The 17,504-nt window shown below is 64.9% G+C and carries 17 protein-coding genes, 1 tRNA gene and 1 pseudogene; 7 read left to right on the top strand and 12 right to left on the bottom strand.

Features of this window, described 5'->3' with window-relative positions:
* Positions 1-22: 22 nt before the first annotated feature.
* The 4 genes from FJ970_RS04590 to FJ970_RS04575 all read right to left on the bottom strand — a co-directional run bounded on the left by FJ970_RS04590 (position 23) and on the right by FJ970_RS04575 (position 4,299).
* Positions 23-1,639: an ATP-binding protein gene (locus FJ970_RS04590; RefSeq protein WP_140764878.1), complete on the bottom strand. Its 1,617-nt coding sequence runs from the start codon at positions 1,637-1,639 to the stop codon at positions 23-25.
* Positions 1,630-2,322 carry a response regulator transcription factor gene (locus FJ970_RS04585; RefSeq protein ID WP_140764880.1) on the bottom strand — a complete coding sequence of 231 codons (693 nt, stop codon included), beginning with the start codon at positions 2,320-2,322 and terminating at the stop codon, positions 1,630-1,632. Before FJ970_RS04585 ends, FJ970_RS04590 begins: the two co-directional genes overlap by 10 nt.
* A 3-nt stretch (positions 2,323-2,325) precedes the next feature.
* A complete protein-coding gene (locus FJ970_RS33775) occupies positions 2,326-2,526 on the bottom strand; it encodes a hypothetical protein (RefSeq protein WP_318013010.1) in 201 nt (66 codons plus the stop codon).
* 582 nt (positions 2,527-3,108) lie between these two features.
* A complete protein-coding gene (locus FJ970_RS04575; protein WP_227792024.1) occupies positions 3,109-4,299 on the bottom strand; it encodes an integrase core domain-containing protein in 1,191 nt (396 codons plus the stop codon).
* A 239-nt stretch (positions 4,300-4,538) separates the two neighbouring features.
* Between FJ970_RS04575 and FJ970_RS04570 the strand changes: the two genes are divergently transcribed.
* Positions 4,539-5,429 (top strand): HpcH/HpaI aldolase/citrate lyase family protein, encoded by an 891-nt coding sequence (locus FJ970_RS04570; protein ID WP_140762404.1) that lies wholly within the window; start codon positions 4,539-4,541, stop codon positions 5,427-5,429.
* 39 nt (positions 5,430-5,468) lie between these two features.
* Positions 5,469-5,675, top strand: coding sequence for a DUF1737 domain-containing protein (locus FJ970_RS04565; RefSeq protein ID WP_015314987.1), 207 nt, complete (start codon positions 5,469-5,471; stop codon positions 5,673-5,675).
* A 25-nt stretch (positions 5,676-5,700) separates the two neighbouring features.
* Here FJ970_RS04565 and FJ970_RS04560 read toward each other — a convergent pair.
* The 3 genes and pseudogenes from FJ970_RS04560 to FJ970_RS04550 all read right to left on the bottom strand — a co-directional run.
* Positions 5,701-5,976: pseudogene (locus tag FJ970_RS04560) on the bottom strand (metallopeptidase family protein); the annotation flags it as partial.
* A gap of 19 nt (positions 5,977-5,995) precedes the next feature.
* A complete protein-coding gene (locus FJ970_RS04555) occupies positions 5,996-6,433 on the bottom strand; it encodes a hypothetical protein (RefSeq protein WP_140762401.1) in 438 nt (145 codons plus the stop codon).
* A gap of 7 nt (positions 6,434-6,440) precedes the next feature.
* The gene (locus FJ970_RS04550; protein WP_140762398.1) at positions 6,441-6,863 is read right to left on the bottom strand and encodes a metallopeptidase family protein; all 423 of its coding nucleotides are present in this window, start codon (positions 6,861-6,863) and stop codon (positions 6,441-6,443) included.
* Between the two features lie 136 nt (positions 6,864-6,999).
* Between FJ970_RS04550 and FJ970_RS04545 the strand changes: the two genes are divergently transcribed.
* The 4 genes from FJ970_RS04545 to FJ970_RS04530 all read left to right on the top strand — a co-directional run bounded on the left by FJ970_RS04545 (position 7,000) and on the right by FJ970_RS04530 (position 13,832).
* Positions 7,000-7,632 carry a LysE family translocator gene (locus FJ970_RS04545; protein ID WP_140762395.1) on the top strand — a complete coding sequence of 211 codons (633 nt, stop codon included), beginning with the start codon at positions 7,000-7,002 and terminating at the stop codon, positions 7,630-7,632.
* A gap of 395 nt (positions 7,633-8,027) precedes the next feature.
* Positions 8,028-9,065: an ImuA family protein gene (locus FJ970_RS04540; RefSeq protein ID WP_140762392.1), complete on the top strand. Its 1,038-nt coding sequence runs from the start codon at positions 8,028-8,030 to the stop codon at positions 9,063-9,065.
* Positions 9,007-10,485 carry a DUF6504 family protein gene (locus FJ970_RS04535; protein WP_140762389.1) on the top strand — a complete coding sequence of 493 codons (1,479 nt, stop codon included), beginning with the start codon at positions 9,007-9,009 and terminating at the stop codon, positions 10,483-10,485. The genes FJ970_RS04540 and FJ970_RS04535 overlap by 59 nt, the downstream gene beginning before the upstream one ends.
* Positions 10,482-13,832 carry an error-prone DNA polymerase gene (locus tag FJ970_RS04530; RefSeq protein WP_140762386.1) on the top strand — a complete coding sequence of 1,117 codons (3,351 nt, stop codon included), beginning with the start codon at positions 10,482-10,484 and terminating at the stop codon, positions 13,830-13,832. The genes FJ970_RS04535 and FJ970_RS04530 overlap by 4 nt, the downstream gene beginning before the upstream one ends.
* A 318-nt stretch (positions 13,833-14,150) precedes the next feature.
* Here the strand turns inward: FJ970_RS04530 and FJ970_RS04525 are convergent, their stop codons facing one another.
* The 4 genes from FJ970_RS04525 to FJ970_RS04510 form a co-directional block, all read right to left on the bottom strand.
* Entirely contained in the window at positions 14,151-14,402 is a 252-nt protein-coding gene (locus FJ970_RS04525) for a Trm112 family protein (protein ID WP_140762383.1), read from the bottom strand.
* Between the two features lie 35 nt (positions 14,403-14,437).
* Positions 14,438-15,109, bottom strand: a complete 672-nt coding sequence (locus FJ970_RS04520) for an LON peptidase substrate-binding domain-containing protein (protein ID WP_140762380.1) — start codon at positions 15,107-15,109, stop codon at positions 14,438-14,440.
* A gap of 105 nt (positions 15,110-15,214) precedes the next feature.
* Positions 15,215-16,216: a thioredoxin gene (gene trxA / locus FJ970_RS04515; RefSeq protein ID WP_140762377.1), complete on the bottom strand. Its 1,002-nt coding sequence runs from the start codon at positions 16,214-16,216 to the stop codon at positions 15,215-15,217.
* A gap of 83 nt (positions 16,217-16,299) precedes the next feature.
* Entirely contained in the window at positions 16,300-16,797 is a 498-nt protein-coding gene (locus FJ970_RS04510) for a prolyl-tRNA synthetase associated domain-containing protein (RefSeq protein ID WP_140762374.1), read from the bottom strand.
* 210 nt (positions 16,798-17,007) lie between these two features.
* Between FJ970_RS04510 and FJ970_RS04505 the strand changes: the two genes are divergently transcribed.
* A tRNA-Gly gene (locus tag FJ970_RS04505) sits at positions 17,008-17,082 on the top strand.
* A gap of 77 nt (positions 17,083-17,159) precedes the next feature.
* Here FJ970_RS04505 and FJ970_RS04500 read toward each other — a convergent pair.
* Positions 17,160-17,360: a DUF2934 domain-containing protein gene (locus FJ970_RS04500; protein WP_140762371.1), complete on the bottom strand. Its 201-nt coding sequence runs from the start codon at positions 17,358-17,360 to the stop codon at positions 17,160-17,162.
* Positions 17,361-17,504 lie beyond the last annotated feature (144 nt).

Raw genomic sequence — 17,504 nt, 5'->3', positions numbered from 1 at the left:
TCTCCGATCCGCCGTCCGCAATCTACGCGACCGGCAAAGTGATCTCGAAGCGCGTGCCGCGCTCGGAGTCAACCAGCCGGATCGTACCATCATGCGCTTTCAGGAGGGCCAGCACGATGCCGAGGCCCATGCCGGTGCCGCCGGTAGAGCGGCGCGTGGTGAAGAATGGCTCGAAGATGCGCGCCCGATTGCTTGGCGAAATGCCGGCGCCATCGTCGCTGACCAGAACCGTCGCCTTGCCGCCGGCGCTTGCGGCAATAATCGAAACTTGCGTCGCGCCATGCCTGGCCGAGTTGTCGATGAGATTGCCAAGCACGATTGCTCCGTTCTCGGCCGAGATGCGCAAAGCCAGATCGCCGCCGGCCTCGATGCGAATCGCCAGCCTGTTGTCGACGGGAAGCAGCGCCAGCGCCGCACCGACCGAGGTGCTTTCGCCGCTGGGTGCGAGGTTTTCGGCCCGCGCCAGGTCGAGCAGGCGGCGGACCAGCAGGTTAAGCCGCCCGGCATCGGTGACGATATTGTCGGAGAAGCGCCGCCGCTCGCCATCGTCCATCGCGCTGCCTGAATCGCGCAGCAGTTCGGCCGCGCCCTGGATCGCCGTCAGCGGCGATTTGAGTTCATGCGAGACATGGGTGGCGAAGGTCTGGATCGAGTCCGAGCGCGCCTGCAGTTTTTCGGCCATGTCGAGGAAAGCGGCGGAAAGCTCCGCCATTTCGCGCGTGCCATGATGGTCGAGCGGCCGGATCGCGTCGCGCTCGCCGGCGGCAATGCGCTGGGTGCGGTCGATCAGCGCATAGATTGGTCGGCTGACGGTGCGCAGGAAGACGAGGCCGATGAGCAGCGTGCCGCCGAGTATGGCGATCGCCGCCGCTGTCACCTTGCCGCGTTCGCCATAGAGATGTTTTATGATGTTGTTGGGCGTCCGCGAGACATAGACCACGCCGGCGACCTTGCCGTCGACGGCCACCGGCAGGGCGACGAAGACGCGCACCCTGGTTCCGCGGCTGACCGAATAGAGCGGCGGCGCCGGCTGGTTGGGGATGCGCAGCCTGAGCGCGCTGGCATAGCGCCCGGCGAGCGCCTCACGCACCTCCTCGACCCCGGCAAGCGACTGCCCGACCTCGTCGCGCCCGGCAATGACGACGCCTGTGGGATCGAGCAGCCGGAAGCCGGCCAGCGTGGTTTTCTGCGTCGCATCGAGAATACCCGACAGGCGCGCCCCGATCGCTGCAAAAGCGGGATCGGCCATGGCCGGCATCCCCGCCGGCCGGGTCGCAAGCACGTAATCCGAGGCGAGATCGAGCTGCGGCTCGATCGGCCGATAAGGCGAATCGGGATTGGCGCCTCGGCTCGCGCTGCCGTTGGCCGGCGGGATTGGCGCGCCGAGCTTTTCCGGCGAAATGCCGCCGTCGTGCACCTCCTGCGCATAGATGGCGGCGATGGCCGCCCCTTGCGCGATCAGCTCCGCCTCGGTCTGGCGGATCAGCTGGTTCTCATAGAGGCGAAAGAAGAACAGGCCGACCAGCGGTAGGGCCATCACCAGGATCAGGATGGCGACGACGACCGTGGCGAGGCGCGGCCGCCATTTGCGGCCGATCCACTTGCTGCCCATCCATTTTCTGGAAGTGGTCAGCCGCATCGGCCGAGCCGGAAACCGACGCCATGCACGGTCTCGATGGCATCCAGGCACCCGACCGCCGCCAGCTTGGCGCGGATGTTGCGGATATGGCTGTCGACGGTGCGGTCGGCGACATGGATCTTGCCGGCATAGGCATTGGCCATCACCGCGTCGCGATCGAGCACATGGGTGGGCCGCGCCAGAAACCCTTTCAGGATCGAGAATTCTATTCCGGTCAGGGCAAGCGGCTTGCCGTCGAAGCCGGCGCCATGGCTGGCCGGCATCAGCGTGAGCTTGCCGTGGATAAATTGCCGGTCGTCGGCCGGTTCGGGTGCCGCCGGGCGGGCGCGCCGCAGGATGACGTTGACCCGGGCGACCAGTTCGCGCGGGCTGAACGGTTTGGTGACATAGTCGTCGCCGCCCATTTCGAGCCCGAGGATGCGGTCGATCTCCTCGTCGCGCGCGGACAGGAACAGCACCGGCACGTCTGATCGCTGCCGCAGCCGCCGGCAGACCTCCAGCCCGTCCATCTCCGGCATGCCGATGTCGAGCACGACAAGGTCGGGCGTGCGCCGTTCGATCGCCTGCAGGGCGGCGGCGCCATCGGACACGGCAGCCGTCTTCATGCCGGCCTTTTCCAGCGCGAAGCAGATCACTTCGCGGATATGCGGGTCGTCGTCGGCGACGAGGATGTGATGCGGCATCGGTCAGCGGCCCGGCACAGGTTCTGCGATGCCAGGAGTAACGATCGGCCGCCTGCTGTCGAGATAGCGAAGCAGGCGCCAGTCGCGAAAACTCCAGCTCCGCCAGTTTTCCAGCCCGGGAAACGCGCCCGGACCGAGCGAGCGCGGATACCAGGCGTCGAGGGGAATGCCCTGGCCGGTCATTTCGAGGGGAGTGCTCGACATTGTAATTGGCGATCAGCGTTGCGAAATCGATGAAACAGCAGGCATCAAGCGCTAGGGATAACGTCGGAAGATTGGCGGACAGCAGCCATTCTGGATTTTCCAGCACGATACGGGCGCAAAAAGGGGATGACAATTGCGGCGGGCTTCGCGCGTGGCGGATCGACCAGCCACCAGCCTTCGCTGCGCAGCCGATGGGGCAGACGGGGTTTTGCTCGCTTGTGCATGCGACCTGTCTCGCAGGCTGGCAGGGAGGCCGCAGGGCGGATTCGAGGAGGTTTTCGGCAGGCTTGTGCAGTTTTCGTGCAGGGCTGGTGTCCTGCCCGCCATCCTTTCCGGACGCTGGCGCTGCCCCAGCCAGGCTCCTTTCCTCTCCCTCCGGAGGGGGGAGAGGTGGCTCGGCGAAGCCGAGACGGAGTGGGGGAACCACCTGGCAACCGCCGCAAGCGCACATGGGAGGCACTGGGCGCAAGCATCGCCTCGCCTTGCGCCCAAGGGTCGACCCCCACTCCGTCGAGCTGCGCTTGTCCAGCGGATAGATGGGTAACAGAATGAACCGGATACATAGGTAACAGTTTTCTCCCCCTAAGATGCGGTTGCCGCAGCGCCAAGCGGTCCGGTTGGCGCGGCGCTGCGGCGAACCAGTTTCATGTGCTTGTCGTCGATGAAGCCGAGCGGATGGGCGTAGAAACGCATGGCCCACTTGCCGTTCTCGGTCTCCTCAATGGCGATCGGTTCGCCGGCCAACGTGGCCGAGACATAGATCTCTGTGCCTCGCCATTTGACGGCGCCATTCTGGCGCACGCCGCGCACCGCTGCCTCGGCCGGATAGTCGGGTTCAGGAGCTGTCTTCGGCATCGGCCGGGTCGAGGGACGGTAGTGCTGCGCCGGGGTGTCCATGCTAAGCGCCTCGTGCGGACGCTCCTCATTGTAGCTGCGCCGAAAGTCCTCGAAAGCCTGGCTCTGGGCCGCCCTGTCGGCCGCCGGTTCCTTGGCCATCGGCAGCATGGTCAGGTGGAAACGCTCATGACGTCCGTTCTGCTGCGGCTTGCCTGGCTGGATGCGCTCCAGAGCGATGCCGAGCTTGATGAAGCGCACCGCAAGCGGCGTCAACCCTGTGACGCCGGCCGACGCAAATGGCGGGCCGTTGTCGCTTCGGATGCGATCCGGCAGACCGTTCTCCTCAAACAGCCGCTCAAACACCGGCCACGCCTCCTCGTCGGCCGTCGAGCCCGTCGCCTCGAGCCCCAGCAGATAGCGGCTCAATGCATCCATCACCGTCAACGGCTCGCAGCGCCATCCGTCACGGGTCCGGAACCACCCCTTGTGGTCTGCCGTCCACACCGCATTCGGCTCCGCAGGCTCCGGCCATGGCCCGTTGCCCTCAGCCCGCCAGCGCCTGCGCCGGCGTCCCACAAGACCGTGCCGCTTCAGGATCTCGCCTGCCGTCGAGACCGCCGGCCAGTCGCAGCAGGGCTCGCTGCGTCTCAGGCGCGCAATGATCTTCTTTGGACCCCACAGCGGATGCGCTTGCTTCTCCGCCAAAATCCGATCCACCAGCTCCGCTGCCGTTGCTCGGCCGTGCTCGAGCGGCGCCCGCGGCAGATCATGCAAACCTTCCGGGCCAAACTCCCGATAGCGACCAAGCCATTTGTAGCCGCTCTTGCGCGATATGCCGTAGGCCCCACAAAGCGCGCTCATCGTCTCCTCGCCGGCCAGGCAATCCACTACAAACCGAAGCCGCTCGTCCATGATGCCAGTCTCTCGCCAAACCATCGCCGGTCCTCCCGGCGGACAAGAAAACTGTCACCCATGCTATCGGTCCATTCTGTTACCTATCTATCCGGTTCGAACACGCTCGACACCTCTCCCCCGATCGACGGGGGAGAGGAAGGGTCCCCTTCCGCAACTGCTGCAGAGGACGGACAGGCAAGGGGCAGCGCAAGCTTTCGCGGTTGGCTCGTATCAGGTACCGGACGCTTGCCTCGACCAACCACACGCGGCATAGATCGGACATGGAAACCTACCGCCCGCGCCGCTCCGTGCTCTATGTCCCGGCCTCCAGCGACAAGGCGCTGGCCAAGATCGCGCGGCTTGCCTGCGACGCCGTCATCATCGACCTCGAGGACGCCGTCGCTCCCGCCGACAAGATCGCCGCGCGCGAAAAACTGGCCGGCATTTTCGCCAACCGTCCTGACGCCGGCCACAATGGCCGGCGCTGCGAGATGGTGGTGCGCGTCAATGCGCTGTCCAGCGAATGGGGCACCGAGGATCTTGCGGCCGTGGCCAAGGCGGAGCCGGACGGCATCCTGCTGCCCAAGGTCGACACGCCGCGCGACGTGCTTGAGGTCGGCGACGTGCTGGACGACAATCTTGCTCCCGATAGTGTGAAACTATGGGCGATGATCGAGACCCCCAAGGCCATGCTCAACATCGGCGCCATCGCCGAACTCGGCCGCGACCCCGCCTCGCGGCTTGATTGTTTCATTGCCGGAACGAATGACCTGATCAAGGATACAGGCGTGCTGGCGACGCCGGACCGCGCCTATCTCCTGCCATGGCTGATGCAGATGCTGCTGGCGGCGCGCGCCGGCGGCATCGACATGCTCGACGGGGTGTTCAACGATTTTCGCGACCCGGACGCGTTTGCGCGCGAGTGCACGCAGGCCGCCGCCATGGGCTTTGATGGCAAGACGCTGATCCATCCATCGCAGATCGAGGCCGCCAACCATGCCTTCGCCCCGTCGGCGCAGGCGCTGGCCGAGGCGCGCGCGGTGAAGGATGCCTTCGCGCTGGCGCAAAACAGCGGCAAGGGCGTCATCGCGCTGAATGGCAGGATGGTCGAGCGGCTGCACCTGGCTCAGGCCGAAAAACTGCTGGCGAAGGCTGCCGCCATCGGCGCATGATATTCGTCGACTTGGGATACACGACAGGAAATTTGGACGATGAAACTCTACCGCTTTCTCACCGCTCCGGACGACGCCAGTTTCTGTCACAAGGTGACGGCGGCGCTGAACAAGGGCTGGCACCTGTTCGGCTCGCCGACCTACGCCTATGACAAGAAAACCAAGACCATGCGTTGCGGCCAGGCCGTGGTGAAGGATGTCGACGGCCAGGAATACGGGCCGGATACCAAGCTCAGCGACTGGTAGGGGGAGGCCCCTCCCTCCCTTCAGCCTACTCAGCCGCCTCTTCGATTCGCTCCATGTCATCGTCCGACAGGCCGAAATGGTGGCCGATCTCGTGGATCAGCACGTGGGTGACGATGTCGCCCAACGATTCCTCGTTTTCGGCCCAGTAGTCGAGCATGGCGCGGCGATAGAGGGTGATGCGGTTCGGGCCTTCGCCGGTCTGCGGGTTCCAGCGTTCGGCGATGCCGCGCCCCTCGAACAGGCCGAGCAGGCCGAACGGCGTCTCCAGCGACAAATCGTCCATGATCTCGTCGGTCGGGAATAGGGGCCGGACACCCATCTCAGCGATTGGGAGCCGCTACAGTTTCCCAGGCCGCTGTAATGCTGTTAAGTTTTGCGTCTGCGAAACCGTCAGCGTCATCGCAGCCGAAGTAAAGGATCGATAGCGCCGCATGAAGGCCTGGATAGGCGGAGACGGTATCCATCTTGGCGAGGACTTCTGGAACCGGCAGTGTCTTGCGCCTGATCTTGCATAAAGCGCAGTCCGCGATCATCGGTGCCAGCGGATGGTCGAATTTGGCCAGCAAAAAATCAACCAACGCCGTGAGGGTGGCGGGCTCGACGACAGCACTTGCGGGCGGACGGCAAAGCTCATCGAGTGCAAGGAATGCGGCATTCGGTGAAATCCCGATGGCCGTTTCAATCAGGTCGCGACTCAGCAAAATGTCGCGATAGGGCCAATTGCAGTCGATCCGATCGGCAAACTCTGCTTCCGTCATTTGAGTGCTACTCAGCCGCCTCTTCGATCTTCTCCATGTCATCGTCCGACAGGCCGAAATGGTGGCCGATCTCGTGGATCAGCACGTGGGTGACGATGTCGCCCAGCGATTCCTCGTTCTCGGCCCAGTAGTCGAGCATGGCGCGGCGATAGAGCGTGATGCGGTTCGGGCCTTCGCCGGTTTGCGGGTTCCAGCGTTCGGCGATGCCGCGCCCCTCGAACAGGCCGAGCAGGTCGAACGGCGTCTCCAGCGACAAATCGTCCATGATCTCGTCGGTCGGGAATTCGGCGATCTGGATGACGATCTCGCCGGTCAACTTGCGAAAATCCTCCGGCAGATGGGCGTAGGCCTCCAGCGCCAGGAACTCCAATTCCTCCATCGAGGGCGCAAGTTCGCCATGCCAGCTGCGGGTCTTGTAGATGCGGGCCATGCTTTGTCCTTTGATCCCGGCATATAGGCTTTCGCGCTGGCCCAGGCAAATGGCGTGGCAATTTCTGGTCCAGTGCCTTTGCCAATGCCGGGGAATCGCGTAGGGGTCGGTTCCGGCCATGTCTCAAGGAGCTTTCATGCCGGACCTTTCCACACTTGGACTTTTCGCGATTGCCTGTCTCGCGCTGACCGCGACGCCGGGGCCGGACATGCTGTTGATCGCTTCCCGTAGTGCCAGCCAGGGGCGCTCCTCGGGCCTGGCGACCTATGCCGGCATCGCCTCTGGCACCTATTGTCATGCATTGGCCGCCGCCTTCGGCCTGTCGCAACTCTTCCTGGTCGCGCCCATCGCCTACGACATCGTGCGCTTTGCCGGCGCGGCCTACCTCGCCTATCTCGCCTTCAAGGCCTTCCGCGCCGAGGGAACGGCATTTGCACCGGTTTCCGGCCTGCCGCGCTATTCGCGGGCACGCATCTTCCGACAGGGATTGCTGACCAACCTGCTCAACCCGAAAATGGCACTGTTCGTGCTCGCGCTCTTCCCGCAGTTCGTACGTCCCGAGGCTGGGTCGGTCGCGGCGCAGATCCTGGTGCTGGCGACCGTGCTCAATTTGATCGGACTGATGATCAATGGCCTAGTCATCCTGACCGCGAGCCGGATCGGCGCTGCCTTGTCGAAACGGACGCGGTTCCAACGGGCGCCGCAAATTCTGCTGGGAACCGTATTCACGGGGCTTGCCGCACGGCTGGCCTTTGGCGGCCAGCGTTGATCCTCGGAAGTGTGACGCCGTCTGATTGACGAATACGTTGGCGATTGGCAAGGAAACGCCCATCACTTCGTCATTCTGGGGCGGAGCAAGGAGCGCAGCGACGCGGCGCAGACCCCGGAATCCATGCCGGGACTCCGGTGCGCTGCCACGGGTGCAGAATTTTGCTCGGCTGCACTTCACGGCTAAGGTCGCGGCATGGATCCCAGGGTCTCCGCGACGCCGCTGCGCGGCTGCTTCGTCCATACATGACGACCTCATGGTGACGTGCGGACATGTCGGACTCGTGTGTCGATACGCGCAGGAATAAATTCCTTATGACTCCGCTTGACTCTTCCGGACCGCTCTGGAATCTTAGGGAACATAACAGGAACAATTGTGAGTGGAAGCTGACCGTCATGGCGATGACCGCCGTGGCGCGGGAGACTGTTTTTGCCCTGCGCCGCCAGATCGCGAAAATCGAGGGAACGCTGCCCGAGCGCCTGCAGGCGCCGGCGGCGGCGGCCCTTGATGGCGGCAGCGATCTGACGATCGTCCGGCGCGGGCTTGCCGCCGCCTTGCCGGATACTTTCCTGCCCATCGGCGTCGAGCGGCTCGATGCCGCGCTCAGCGGCGGCCTGCCGAAAGCCGCCTTGACCGAAATCCATGGCCTGGAAACCCGCGACGCGGGAGCCGTGGCCGGCTTCGCTCTGTCGCTCGTCAGCCTGATCCTCAACCAGGCGCAGGGGCTGCCCATCCTGTGGATCGGGACATCGGAAATTTTCCACGAGGCCGGCTTTCCCTACGCCAGGGGGCTGCATGCCGGCTTCGGCATCGAGCCCGGGCAATTGCTGTTTTCCGAGGCGCCCAGGCTTGTCGATGCGCTGTGGGTCGCCGAGGAGGCCGCCCGGATGACCGCGCTTGCCGCCGTCATCCTGGAAATCCGCGGCAATCCGCAGCGGCTGGACCTGACCGCGACACGCCGGCTGCACGCAAGGGCGCAAGCTGCCGGCCGGCCGGTGTTCCTGCTGCGGCAGGCGGCCGAGCCCGAACCGACGGCGGCGCCTGTCCGTCTGATCGCCGTGTCGGCGCCGGCCGTGCCGCGCGCCACGGTCGCCGGGCCGCTCGCCAGTTCGATCGGCCACCCCGCCTTCACCATCAGCATCGGCAAGAGCCGCACGGCCCTGCCTGGACAATTCACACTGGAGTGGAACCCCGATGAACGCAGATTCGACGAAAGAAGGGGCGACGAAAGACGCGGTGAAGGCAGCGAATGGGCAGAGAATCCTGTCCCTGTGGTTTCCCTATCTGGCGACCGAAAGGATCCTGCGGCAGCGGCTGGGGAAATCCTGGCGTTCCCGGCCGTCGGATCATCCGTCGCCATCTCACCCACCACTCGTGATCAGCCACCGCCAGGGCAACGCGCAGCGCATCTCGGCCCTCGACGAGCGGGCTGAGGCACTGCACCTGAAGCGCGACATGGGGATTGCCGATGCGCGCGCCATGCATCCGTCGATCGACATCGTCGAAGCCGATCCGGAGGCCGACCGGCGCCTGCTCGAGGGCCTTGCCGACTGGTGCGACCGTTACACGCCGCTGGTGGCGCTGGACAGCATCGACGGCCTGTTCCTCGACGTCACCGGCTGCACCCATCTGTTCGGCGGCGAACGCGCCATGCTGGACGAAATCCTGTCGCGCTTCCTCCACCAGGGTTTCGACGTCCGCGCCGGGCTTGCCGGCACGCCCGGGGCGGCCTGGGCGGCGGCACGCTTCTGCGGCGACCGCATCGTTCTATCGGGCGAGGAGGAAGCCTTGCTTGCCCCCTTGCCGCTGGCCGCCCTTCGCATGGCGCCGGAAACCCGGACCAGCCTGGAAAGTGTCGGGCTGCGCACGGCGGGCGCCGTCATGGCCGCGCCGCGCGCGCCGCTCGCCCGCCGCTTCGGCGCTTTGCTGCTCCAGCGCCTCGACCAGGCGCTTGGCCGTCTCGACGAAGCGATCTCGCCGCGCCTTCCCGTCGCACCGCTTTCGGTCGAACGCCATCTCGCCGAGCCCGTCACGCTGACGGAAGAGATAGAGCGGCTGGTGGGCATGCTGGCGACGACCTTGAAGGCCGACCTCGAACGCCGCGGCGAAGGCGCCCGGACGCTGGCGCTGCTGCTCTTTCGCGTCGACGGCGCCGTCAGCCGCATCGCGCTCGGCACCTCGCGGCCGATGCGCGAACCCTTGCTGATCCGGAAATTGTTCCATGAGCGGCTGGCAGCACTCGAGCAGCATATCGACGCCGGCTATGGCTTCGACCTGGTGCGCCTCTCGGTGCTGGCCGTCGCCGCTTTCGACACGCAGCAGACCGATCTGACCGGTGAAGCGGCCGATGACGGCGCCGACATCGCCCTGTTCGCCGACCGTATCCGCGCCCGCCTCGGCGAGGGCGCGGTTCTGCAGCCGGTTCCCGTGGAAAGCCATCTGCCCGAGCGCGCCGTCGCCATCGTCCCGTTCAGCGAGGCGCCGCGCCGGACCACGCCGCCGAGGAAGCCGGACAGGATGCAGGCGCCGATGACCATTTTCCCGCCGGAACGGCCGATCCGGCTGTTCCGCGCACCCGAGCCCATCGATGTGCCGGCCACCGAAATGCCGGAGGGACCGCCGCTGCATTTCCGTTGGCGCCGCGCGCTTTATCGCGTTACCCGTGCCGAGGGTCCGGAGCGCATCGCCGCCGAATGGTGGCGCGAGGCGCCAGGCGATCCGGCGGCATCGACACGCGACTATTTCCGCATCGAGGATGCCGATGGCCGCCGCTACTGGCTCTACCGGCAAGGCCTTTACGGCGGCGTCTCGCAGATCCCGCCGCGCTGGTTCATGCACGGGGTCTTCGCATGAACGCGCTGACCGTCATCCCCTATGCCGAATTCGGCATCCAGTCGAACTTCTCCTTCCTGCGCGGTGCCTCCAAGCCGGAGGAGCTGGTGGTCGCGGCCAAGCTCATGGGCTTCTCCGCGATCGGGCTCGCCGACCGCAACAGCGTGGCCGGAGTGGTGCGCGCCTGGCAGCAGGCCAAGGTCGAAAAGCTTGCCTATCATCCCGGCTGCCGGCTGGTTTTTGGCGACGGCACGCCTGACATTCTCGCCTATCCCAGGGACCGCAAGGGCTGGGGGCATCTGTGCCGCATGCTCACCCAGGCCAATCTGCGTGACGAGACCGAAAAGGGCGCCACCCTGCTCCGGCGCGGCGACCTGCTCGAATGGGGGGACCGGATGTCGCTGGCGGTCCTGCCCGATCTGGCACAGGGCGCGCAGGACAGCCTGGCTTTGCTCCGCCAACTCCAGGACCGCTTCGGCAGGGCGCTGCGGCTCGGTGTGTCGCCTTGTTATGCCGGCCATGATCGCTTCCGGATCGAGCAGGCGGCGGCGTTTGCAGAGAGTGCCGGCATCCCGCTGATGGCGACCAACGATGTGCTCTATCACACGGCCGAACGCCGCCCGCTGCAGGATGTGCTGACCGCGATCCGCCTCAATGTTCCGGTCGCCGAGGTGGGGCTGGAACTGACCGCCAATGCCGAACGCCATTTGAAGCCGCCGCTGGAGATGGCGCGCCTGTTCCGCAGGCATCCGCAGGCGCTGGCGGAGACGCTGCGTTTTGCGGAAGAACTGACCTTCTCGCTCGGCGACCTCCAGTACAATTATCCGGACGAGCCGACGGAATCGGGACTCGGGCCGCAGGCGGAGTTGGAGCGGCTGGCCCGGGAGGGAGCAGCCCGGCGCTTCCCGGGCGGCGTCCCCCCCAGCGTCATAAAGCGCATTCAGGAAGAACTCGTCCTGATCGAGCGGCTGAATTACGCCCGCTATTTCCTGACCGTCTACGACATCGTCAAGTTCGCGCGCAGCAAGGATATTCTCTGCCAGGGGCGTGGGTCAGCCGCCAACTCGGTCGTCTGTTTCTGCATCGGCATCACCGAAGTGGGGCCGGAAAAAATCGATTCGCTTTTCGAGCGCTTCATTTCCGAGGAAAGGAACGAACCGCCTGACATCGACGTCGATTTCGAGCACGAAAAGCGCGAAACCGTCATCCAGTACATCTACGAGAAATACAGCTCCAAGCGCACCGCCCTTGCCGCCGCCGTCATCAGCTATCGCGGCCGTTCGGCGCTGCGCGAAGTGTCGAAGGCGATGGGCCTGTCGGAGGATGTCCGGGCATCGCTTTCCGGCTCGATCTGGGGCTGGTCGACCTCGGAGCTTGGCGAGAAGGAGGCGAGGGCCGGCGGCCTCGACCGCAGCGATCCCATATCGCGGCATGTGATGGAACGCGCCAACGAGATCATGGGCTTCCCCCGTCATCTCTCCCAGCATGTCGGCGGCTTCGTCATCACCAGGGACCGGCTCGACGAGATCGTCCCCATCGTCAAGACGGCGATGGACGAGCGCAAGATGGTCGAATGGGACAAGGACGATCTGGATTCGGTGAAGATCCTGAAGGTGGATGTGCTGGCGCTCGGTATGCTGACCTGCCTGCAACGCGCATTCACCCTGCTCGAAACCCAATACGGCGTGAGGGACGACTATGGCAGGCCATTGACCCTGGATACGATCGCCAAGGAGGACCCTCGTGTCTACGACATGATCTGCCGTGCCGATACGCTCGGCGTCTTCCAGATCGAATCGCGCGCGCAGATGTCGATGCTGCCGCGCCTTGAGCCACGCGAATTCTACGACCTCGTCATCGAGGTGGCGATCGTACGCCCCGGCCCGATCCAGGGCGACATGGTGCATCCCTATCTGCGCCGCCGGCAAGGCAAGGAAAAAGCCGAATATCCCAAGCCGGAGCTGGAAGAAATACTCGGCAAGACACTGGGCGTGCCGCTGTTCCAGGAGCAGGCGATGAAGATCGCCATCGTCGCCGGCGGCTTCAGGCCGGGCGAGGCCGACGAATTGCGCCGCGCCATGGCCACCTTCAAGCGCACCGGCACCATCGGCAATTACCGCCAGCGCATGATCGACGGCATGGTCGGCAAGGGCTACACGAAGGACTTCGCCGAGCGCTGTTTCAAGCAGATCGAGGGTTTTGGCGAATACGGCTTTCCCGAAAGCCACGCCGCCTCCTTCGCGCTGCTCGTCTACGCCTCCTGCTGGTTCAAGACCTTCTATCCCGACGTGTTCTGCGCCGCGATCCTGAACTCGCAGCCGATGGGGTTTTACCAGCCGGCGCAGCTGGTGCGCGACGCCCGCGACCATGGCGTCGACATCCGCGAGGTCGACGTCAATTTCTCCGTCTGGGACTGCACCCTGGAAAAGGCGCCTTTCGACCCGGCCCGCATCCTGCCGCGCCATGCCGAAATGCGCGGTGTCATCGAGACGAGCCATGCGCTACGGCTCGGCTTCAGGCAGATCAAGGGACTTTCCAAGGAACGCACGGAGGCTTTCGTCGAGCGGCGCGGCGCCGGCTACTCGACCGTCCGGGATGTCTGGCTGCGTTCCGGCCTCAATGTCGACGAGATCGAGAAGCTGGCGCAGGCCGACGCCTTTCGGTCCATAGGTCTCGATCGCCGCGCGGCACTTTGGCAGGTCCGCGCGCTGGACGGCAAGAGTGCCGCCGAGAAGCTGCCGCTGTTCGACCAGCCGGCGCTCGGCCTGCGCGAGCTGGAGCCGCAGACGAAGCTGCCGAAAATGCCGCTCGGCGAGCATGTCATCCACGATTACCGTTCGCTCGGCCTGTCGCTGAAGGCGCATCCGGTCGCCTTCCTGCGCGAGCGGCTCGACCGCGCCGGCGTTACCCCCAATGCCAGCCTGCCATCCGTGCGCGATGGCAGGCGGGTTTCCGTTGCCGGGCTGGTGCTGGTGCGCCAGCGCCCCGGCAAGGGCAATGCGATCTTTCTCACGCTGGAAGACGACAAGGCCGTCGCCAATGTCATCTTCTGGGAAAGAACTTTTACCCGCTTCCGGCCCATCGTCATGGGCGCGCGCTTCGTCAAGGTCAGCGGGAAACTGCAGTCGGAATCAGGTGTCGTCCATATCGTCGCCGAGAAGATCGAGGACCTGACGCCCTGGCTGACCGTGCTCCTGGAAAAGGTCAGTGCAGCCGCACTGCCGGCCGCCGATCCTTCGGACCGCTCCGCCAACGCCAACGACCCGGATCGCTCCAGCCAACCCGCAACACCGAAAGTCGGACAGGACCTCGCAATGCTGTCGGAAGAGGCGGAAAGGGTCATGCCCAAAGGGCGCAATTTCCAGTAGGCCTGCCCTTCGTCATCAAGCGCTGGCGGGACAGCGCCCCCCTCTGCCCTGCCGGGCATCTCCCCCTCGAGGGGAGAGATCGGCTGTTGTTTCGGCTTTCGCCAATTTTCACGCTGGCAGAGAAGCGCCGTCAATGAAGCTGCCAATCTCCCCCCTGGTGGGGGTGAGGAGTGGTCCGCGAAGCGGACGGAAAGCCAATTGCTTGGCTTTCCGAATAACGAACGCCCGGAGCGACAGCGAAGGGCCGGGTCCGGCAGGACAGAGGGGGGCGCCGTAGAGCGTCATCTTAACGTCCGATCACACTCGGTAAATGACTGTCTATGACGCTGAACTGCTCGGCCCGCCCAGCTTTGGCGGCGACAGCACATCCTCGGCCGAGATGGTCCGCGCTTCCGAAGGAAGCATGATCGGGATGCCGTCGCGCACGGGGTAAGCGAGCTTGGCGATCCGCGAGACCAGCTCGCCACGTTCGGGGTCCCAGGCCAGCGGTCCCTTGGTCAGCGGGCAGGCCAAGAGTTCCAGCAGCTTCGGGTCGACGCTGGTTTTCTTTCCGTCACGCCCATCCGCCATTGCGTCCCCTTTCCAGCTTCGGGCCTGCGCTCACCTCACTGCAGGCTCGAGCCAAAATCCTCATTCTCGCGCGCCAGCGTCATCTCGGTGATGGCAATCAGCGTCTCGGCCCTGGTTTTCAGGTCCGCGGCTTCCAGCAATGCCTGCTTCTCGGCTGGTCCGTAGGGCGCCATCATCGACAGCGCGTTGACCAGCATGGCGTTTTCGGCGCGGCTGACGCTTTCCCAGTCGGCTTCCAGATCATTGGCCTGCAGATAGGCGCGAAACGCCCGCAGCAGCGCCGGCCGGTCGATCTCATCAGCCGCCTGCTCCTCGTCGAGATCGGCGAGGAAGGGCGCCGGCTTGCATTGGCGGAACGGCGTCTTGACCGTCAGCTCGTGCGCGATGCGGAACCGGCACACGCCCTGCAACGAGATCAGGTAGCGGCCGTCGCCGGTCTCTGAAAAGGCGATGATGCGGCCGATGCAGCCGACACTGCAAAGCTCCGGCTCGCCATCCTCGCGCAATGCGCCATTGAGGCCGGGCTGGATGATGCCGATGACGCGCGAGCCGGCGACCGCCTCGTCCACCATCTGCAGGTAGCGCGGCTCGAAGATGTTGAGCGGCATGCGGCCGCCCGGCAGCAGGAGCGCACCCTCGAGCGGAAAGATCGGGATCGTCGACGGCAAATCCTTGGCGAGCCGGTAATGCGCGTTTCCCGCTTGCACCTCGTTCCTCCGATCGCTTCATTGCGAAGCGTCAATCCTGCCCTGTCTATCTGGCGCTCAGGCCCGACGCCACAAGCCCGTGCGACAAAACAACCGACAACCGGCTCAGGAAAACAGCAATGCCGACAATTTGCGGCGCGCCGCAAGCGTCGCCTCGTCGGTCATGCCCCAGGCCTCGAACAGCTGCAGCAGCTGCGTCCTGGCGCCATCCTCGTTCCAACTCCGGTCGGCCTTGATGATGGCCAGAAGGTTGTCGGCGGCTGCCGTGCGCTCGCCCTTGGCGTTCTGGATCATGGCCAGATCGAAACGCGCCTGATGATCCCTAGGGTTTTCGGCCAAGCGCCGTTCGAGCTCGGCCGGATTGCCCAACGCCGCCGCCTGCGCGGCCACCGCGATCTTGGCGCGCAGGGCAGCCAGCGGCGGTGCATCCTTCTTGGCCTCCGGCGCTGTTGCCAGGAGCGCCTCGGCACCCTCGGTGTCGCCGGCCTCGAACAACAGGTCGCCCAGCCCGCCAATTGCCTCGACCGTCTCCGGCGCCTGCGCCAGGATGGCGTCATAGATGTCGGCGGCGGCCTGCATGTCGCCGGCATCGCGGGCTTCGGCTGCCGCGGCTAGGGCCTCGGCCACCGGCGGCGCGCCATTGCCCTTGCCGCCGACCTTGGTGATGAATTCGTTGATCTGGCTCTCGGGGACGGCGCCCATGAAGCCGTCGACCGGCTGGCCGTCCTTGAAGGCGATGACCGCCGGGATCGACTGGATGCCGAGCTGGCCGGCGATCGAGGGGTGGTCGTCGATGTTCATCTTGACCAGCTTGACCCTGCCGCCGGCGGCCTTGACCGCCTTTTCCAGCTGCGGGGTGAGCTGCTTGCAAGGTCCGCACCACGGCGCCCAGAAATCAACCAGCACCGGCTGACGGCGCGATTCCTGGATGACGTCGGCGGCGAAGGCGGCGGTCGTCGTGTCCTTGATGACATCGCCGGCGGCAGGGCCTGCTGGCGGATCGCCAAGCGCGGCCTTCGCCGGCGCCGACCCGCCATACTGCACCGTCGTGGCATACTGGCCGCCATTGTTTCCGAATGATCCGCCAAACGGATTGTTGTCGCTCATCTCGTCACCCTTTTCGGTCGCGCCGCCAGCCCGGCTCGGCGCCATGTCTCAATTGGAAATCGGCTTCGCCATCCATGTGGCGATCATGCCGAGACTTTCAAGATAGCAGCATCGTGCCCGGTTGCCTCGACGAATCTGATGAGGTCGGCCGCCGCGATCGAGGTCGTCGCCTCGTTGGTCAGCGGATGCGCGTTAATGATGGCATGGTCCATCAAATCCTTGTCGAGCACCAGCTTGACCCTGTTTTCCCTATCGTTGATGACGCCGAAGACGGTGACCGCGCCCGGCGTGACGCCCAAAAGCTCCATCAGCATCTCCGGCTTGCCGAAGGAAACCCGGCTGGCGGCGCCGATCAGTTGGTGGATCTGCTTGAGATCGACGACCGCTTCCTCGCCGACGGTGACCAGGAAGAAATTGTCCTTCTTGTCCTTCAGGAACAGGTTCTTGGTGTGCCCGCCGGCGATTTCGCCGCGCAGCGCCTGCGAATCGGCCACCGTGTAGAGCGGCGGATGGCGTATCGTCGAAACGGTGATGCCCAGTTCGGCAAGAAAGGCCATCAGTTCGGCTTCGGTCTTCGGCATCGATCTTCTTCTCGTCCGTTTCTCGGGCCCTGCCGTTTACGGCCAATGAGGCAGCCGACACAAGACCGTCGCGCAACGGGCGATGAAATCGGCCCATCGCAAGCGGTTTGCCGGCATCGTTCGAGAGTTGCAAAAAGCCTGTTATTCCCTGTTGCAATCGCCGCGCTCTTCAGCCATATAGGCCCGGCTTGCGGCCAAGACGCCGTGTGAGCGGGTGTAGCTCAGGGGTAGAGCACAACCTTGCCAAGGTTGGGGTCGAGCGTTCGAATCGCTTCACCCGCTCCAGTTTCCTCCCAGGGAATCAAGCATCGAAATGCCGCGGTCCGCCGCGGCTTTTTCGTTTTCTGGAGGCAGCGGCATTGTCAGTGTTTGGCACCCGCCGTGTCGCCGGCGGCATCCGCGCCAGCCTGCTTTCGTCCGGCGGTCAGTTTGCCGGACTCGAACTCTTCGACCGCCTTGTCCCAGCAGGCCTTCTCACGGTCGGGCATCAGGCCTTCCCGTTCCCAGAGTTCGTGGGCCCGTTTCCGGATATGCGCGACACGTTCTTCCTGGCTGATCACCATGGCCGTGTTCCCTTGGACTTCCTCAGGAAGCAACCGGACAGCGCCTGAAATGTTCCATCCGGATGTCGTCAAACTCGGCAGGTCGAACACTTCATCCCAGGATCGCGGTTCGATGCGCTTTGCCTTCAGGCGCTCTTGGCCTGT

Source organism: Mesorhizobium sp. B2-1-8 (genome assembly GCF_006442545.2).
Lineage (GTDB): Bacteria > Pseudomonadota > Alphaproteobacteria > Rhizobiales > Rhizobiaceae > Mesorhizobium.
The sequence above is the reverse complement of the archived record's forward strand: the minus strand, read 5'-3'. Positions and strand labels throughout refer to the sequence as shown.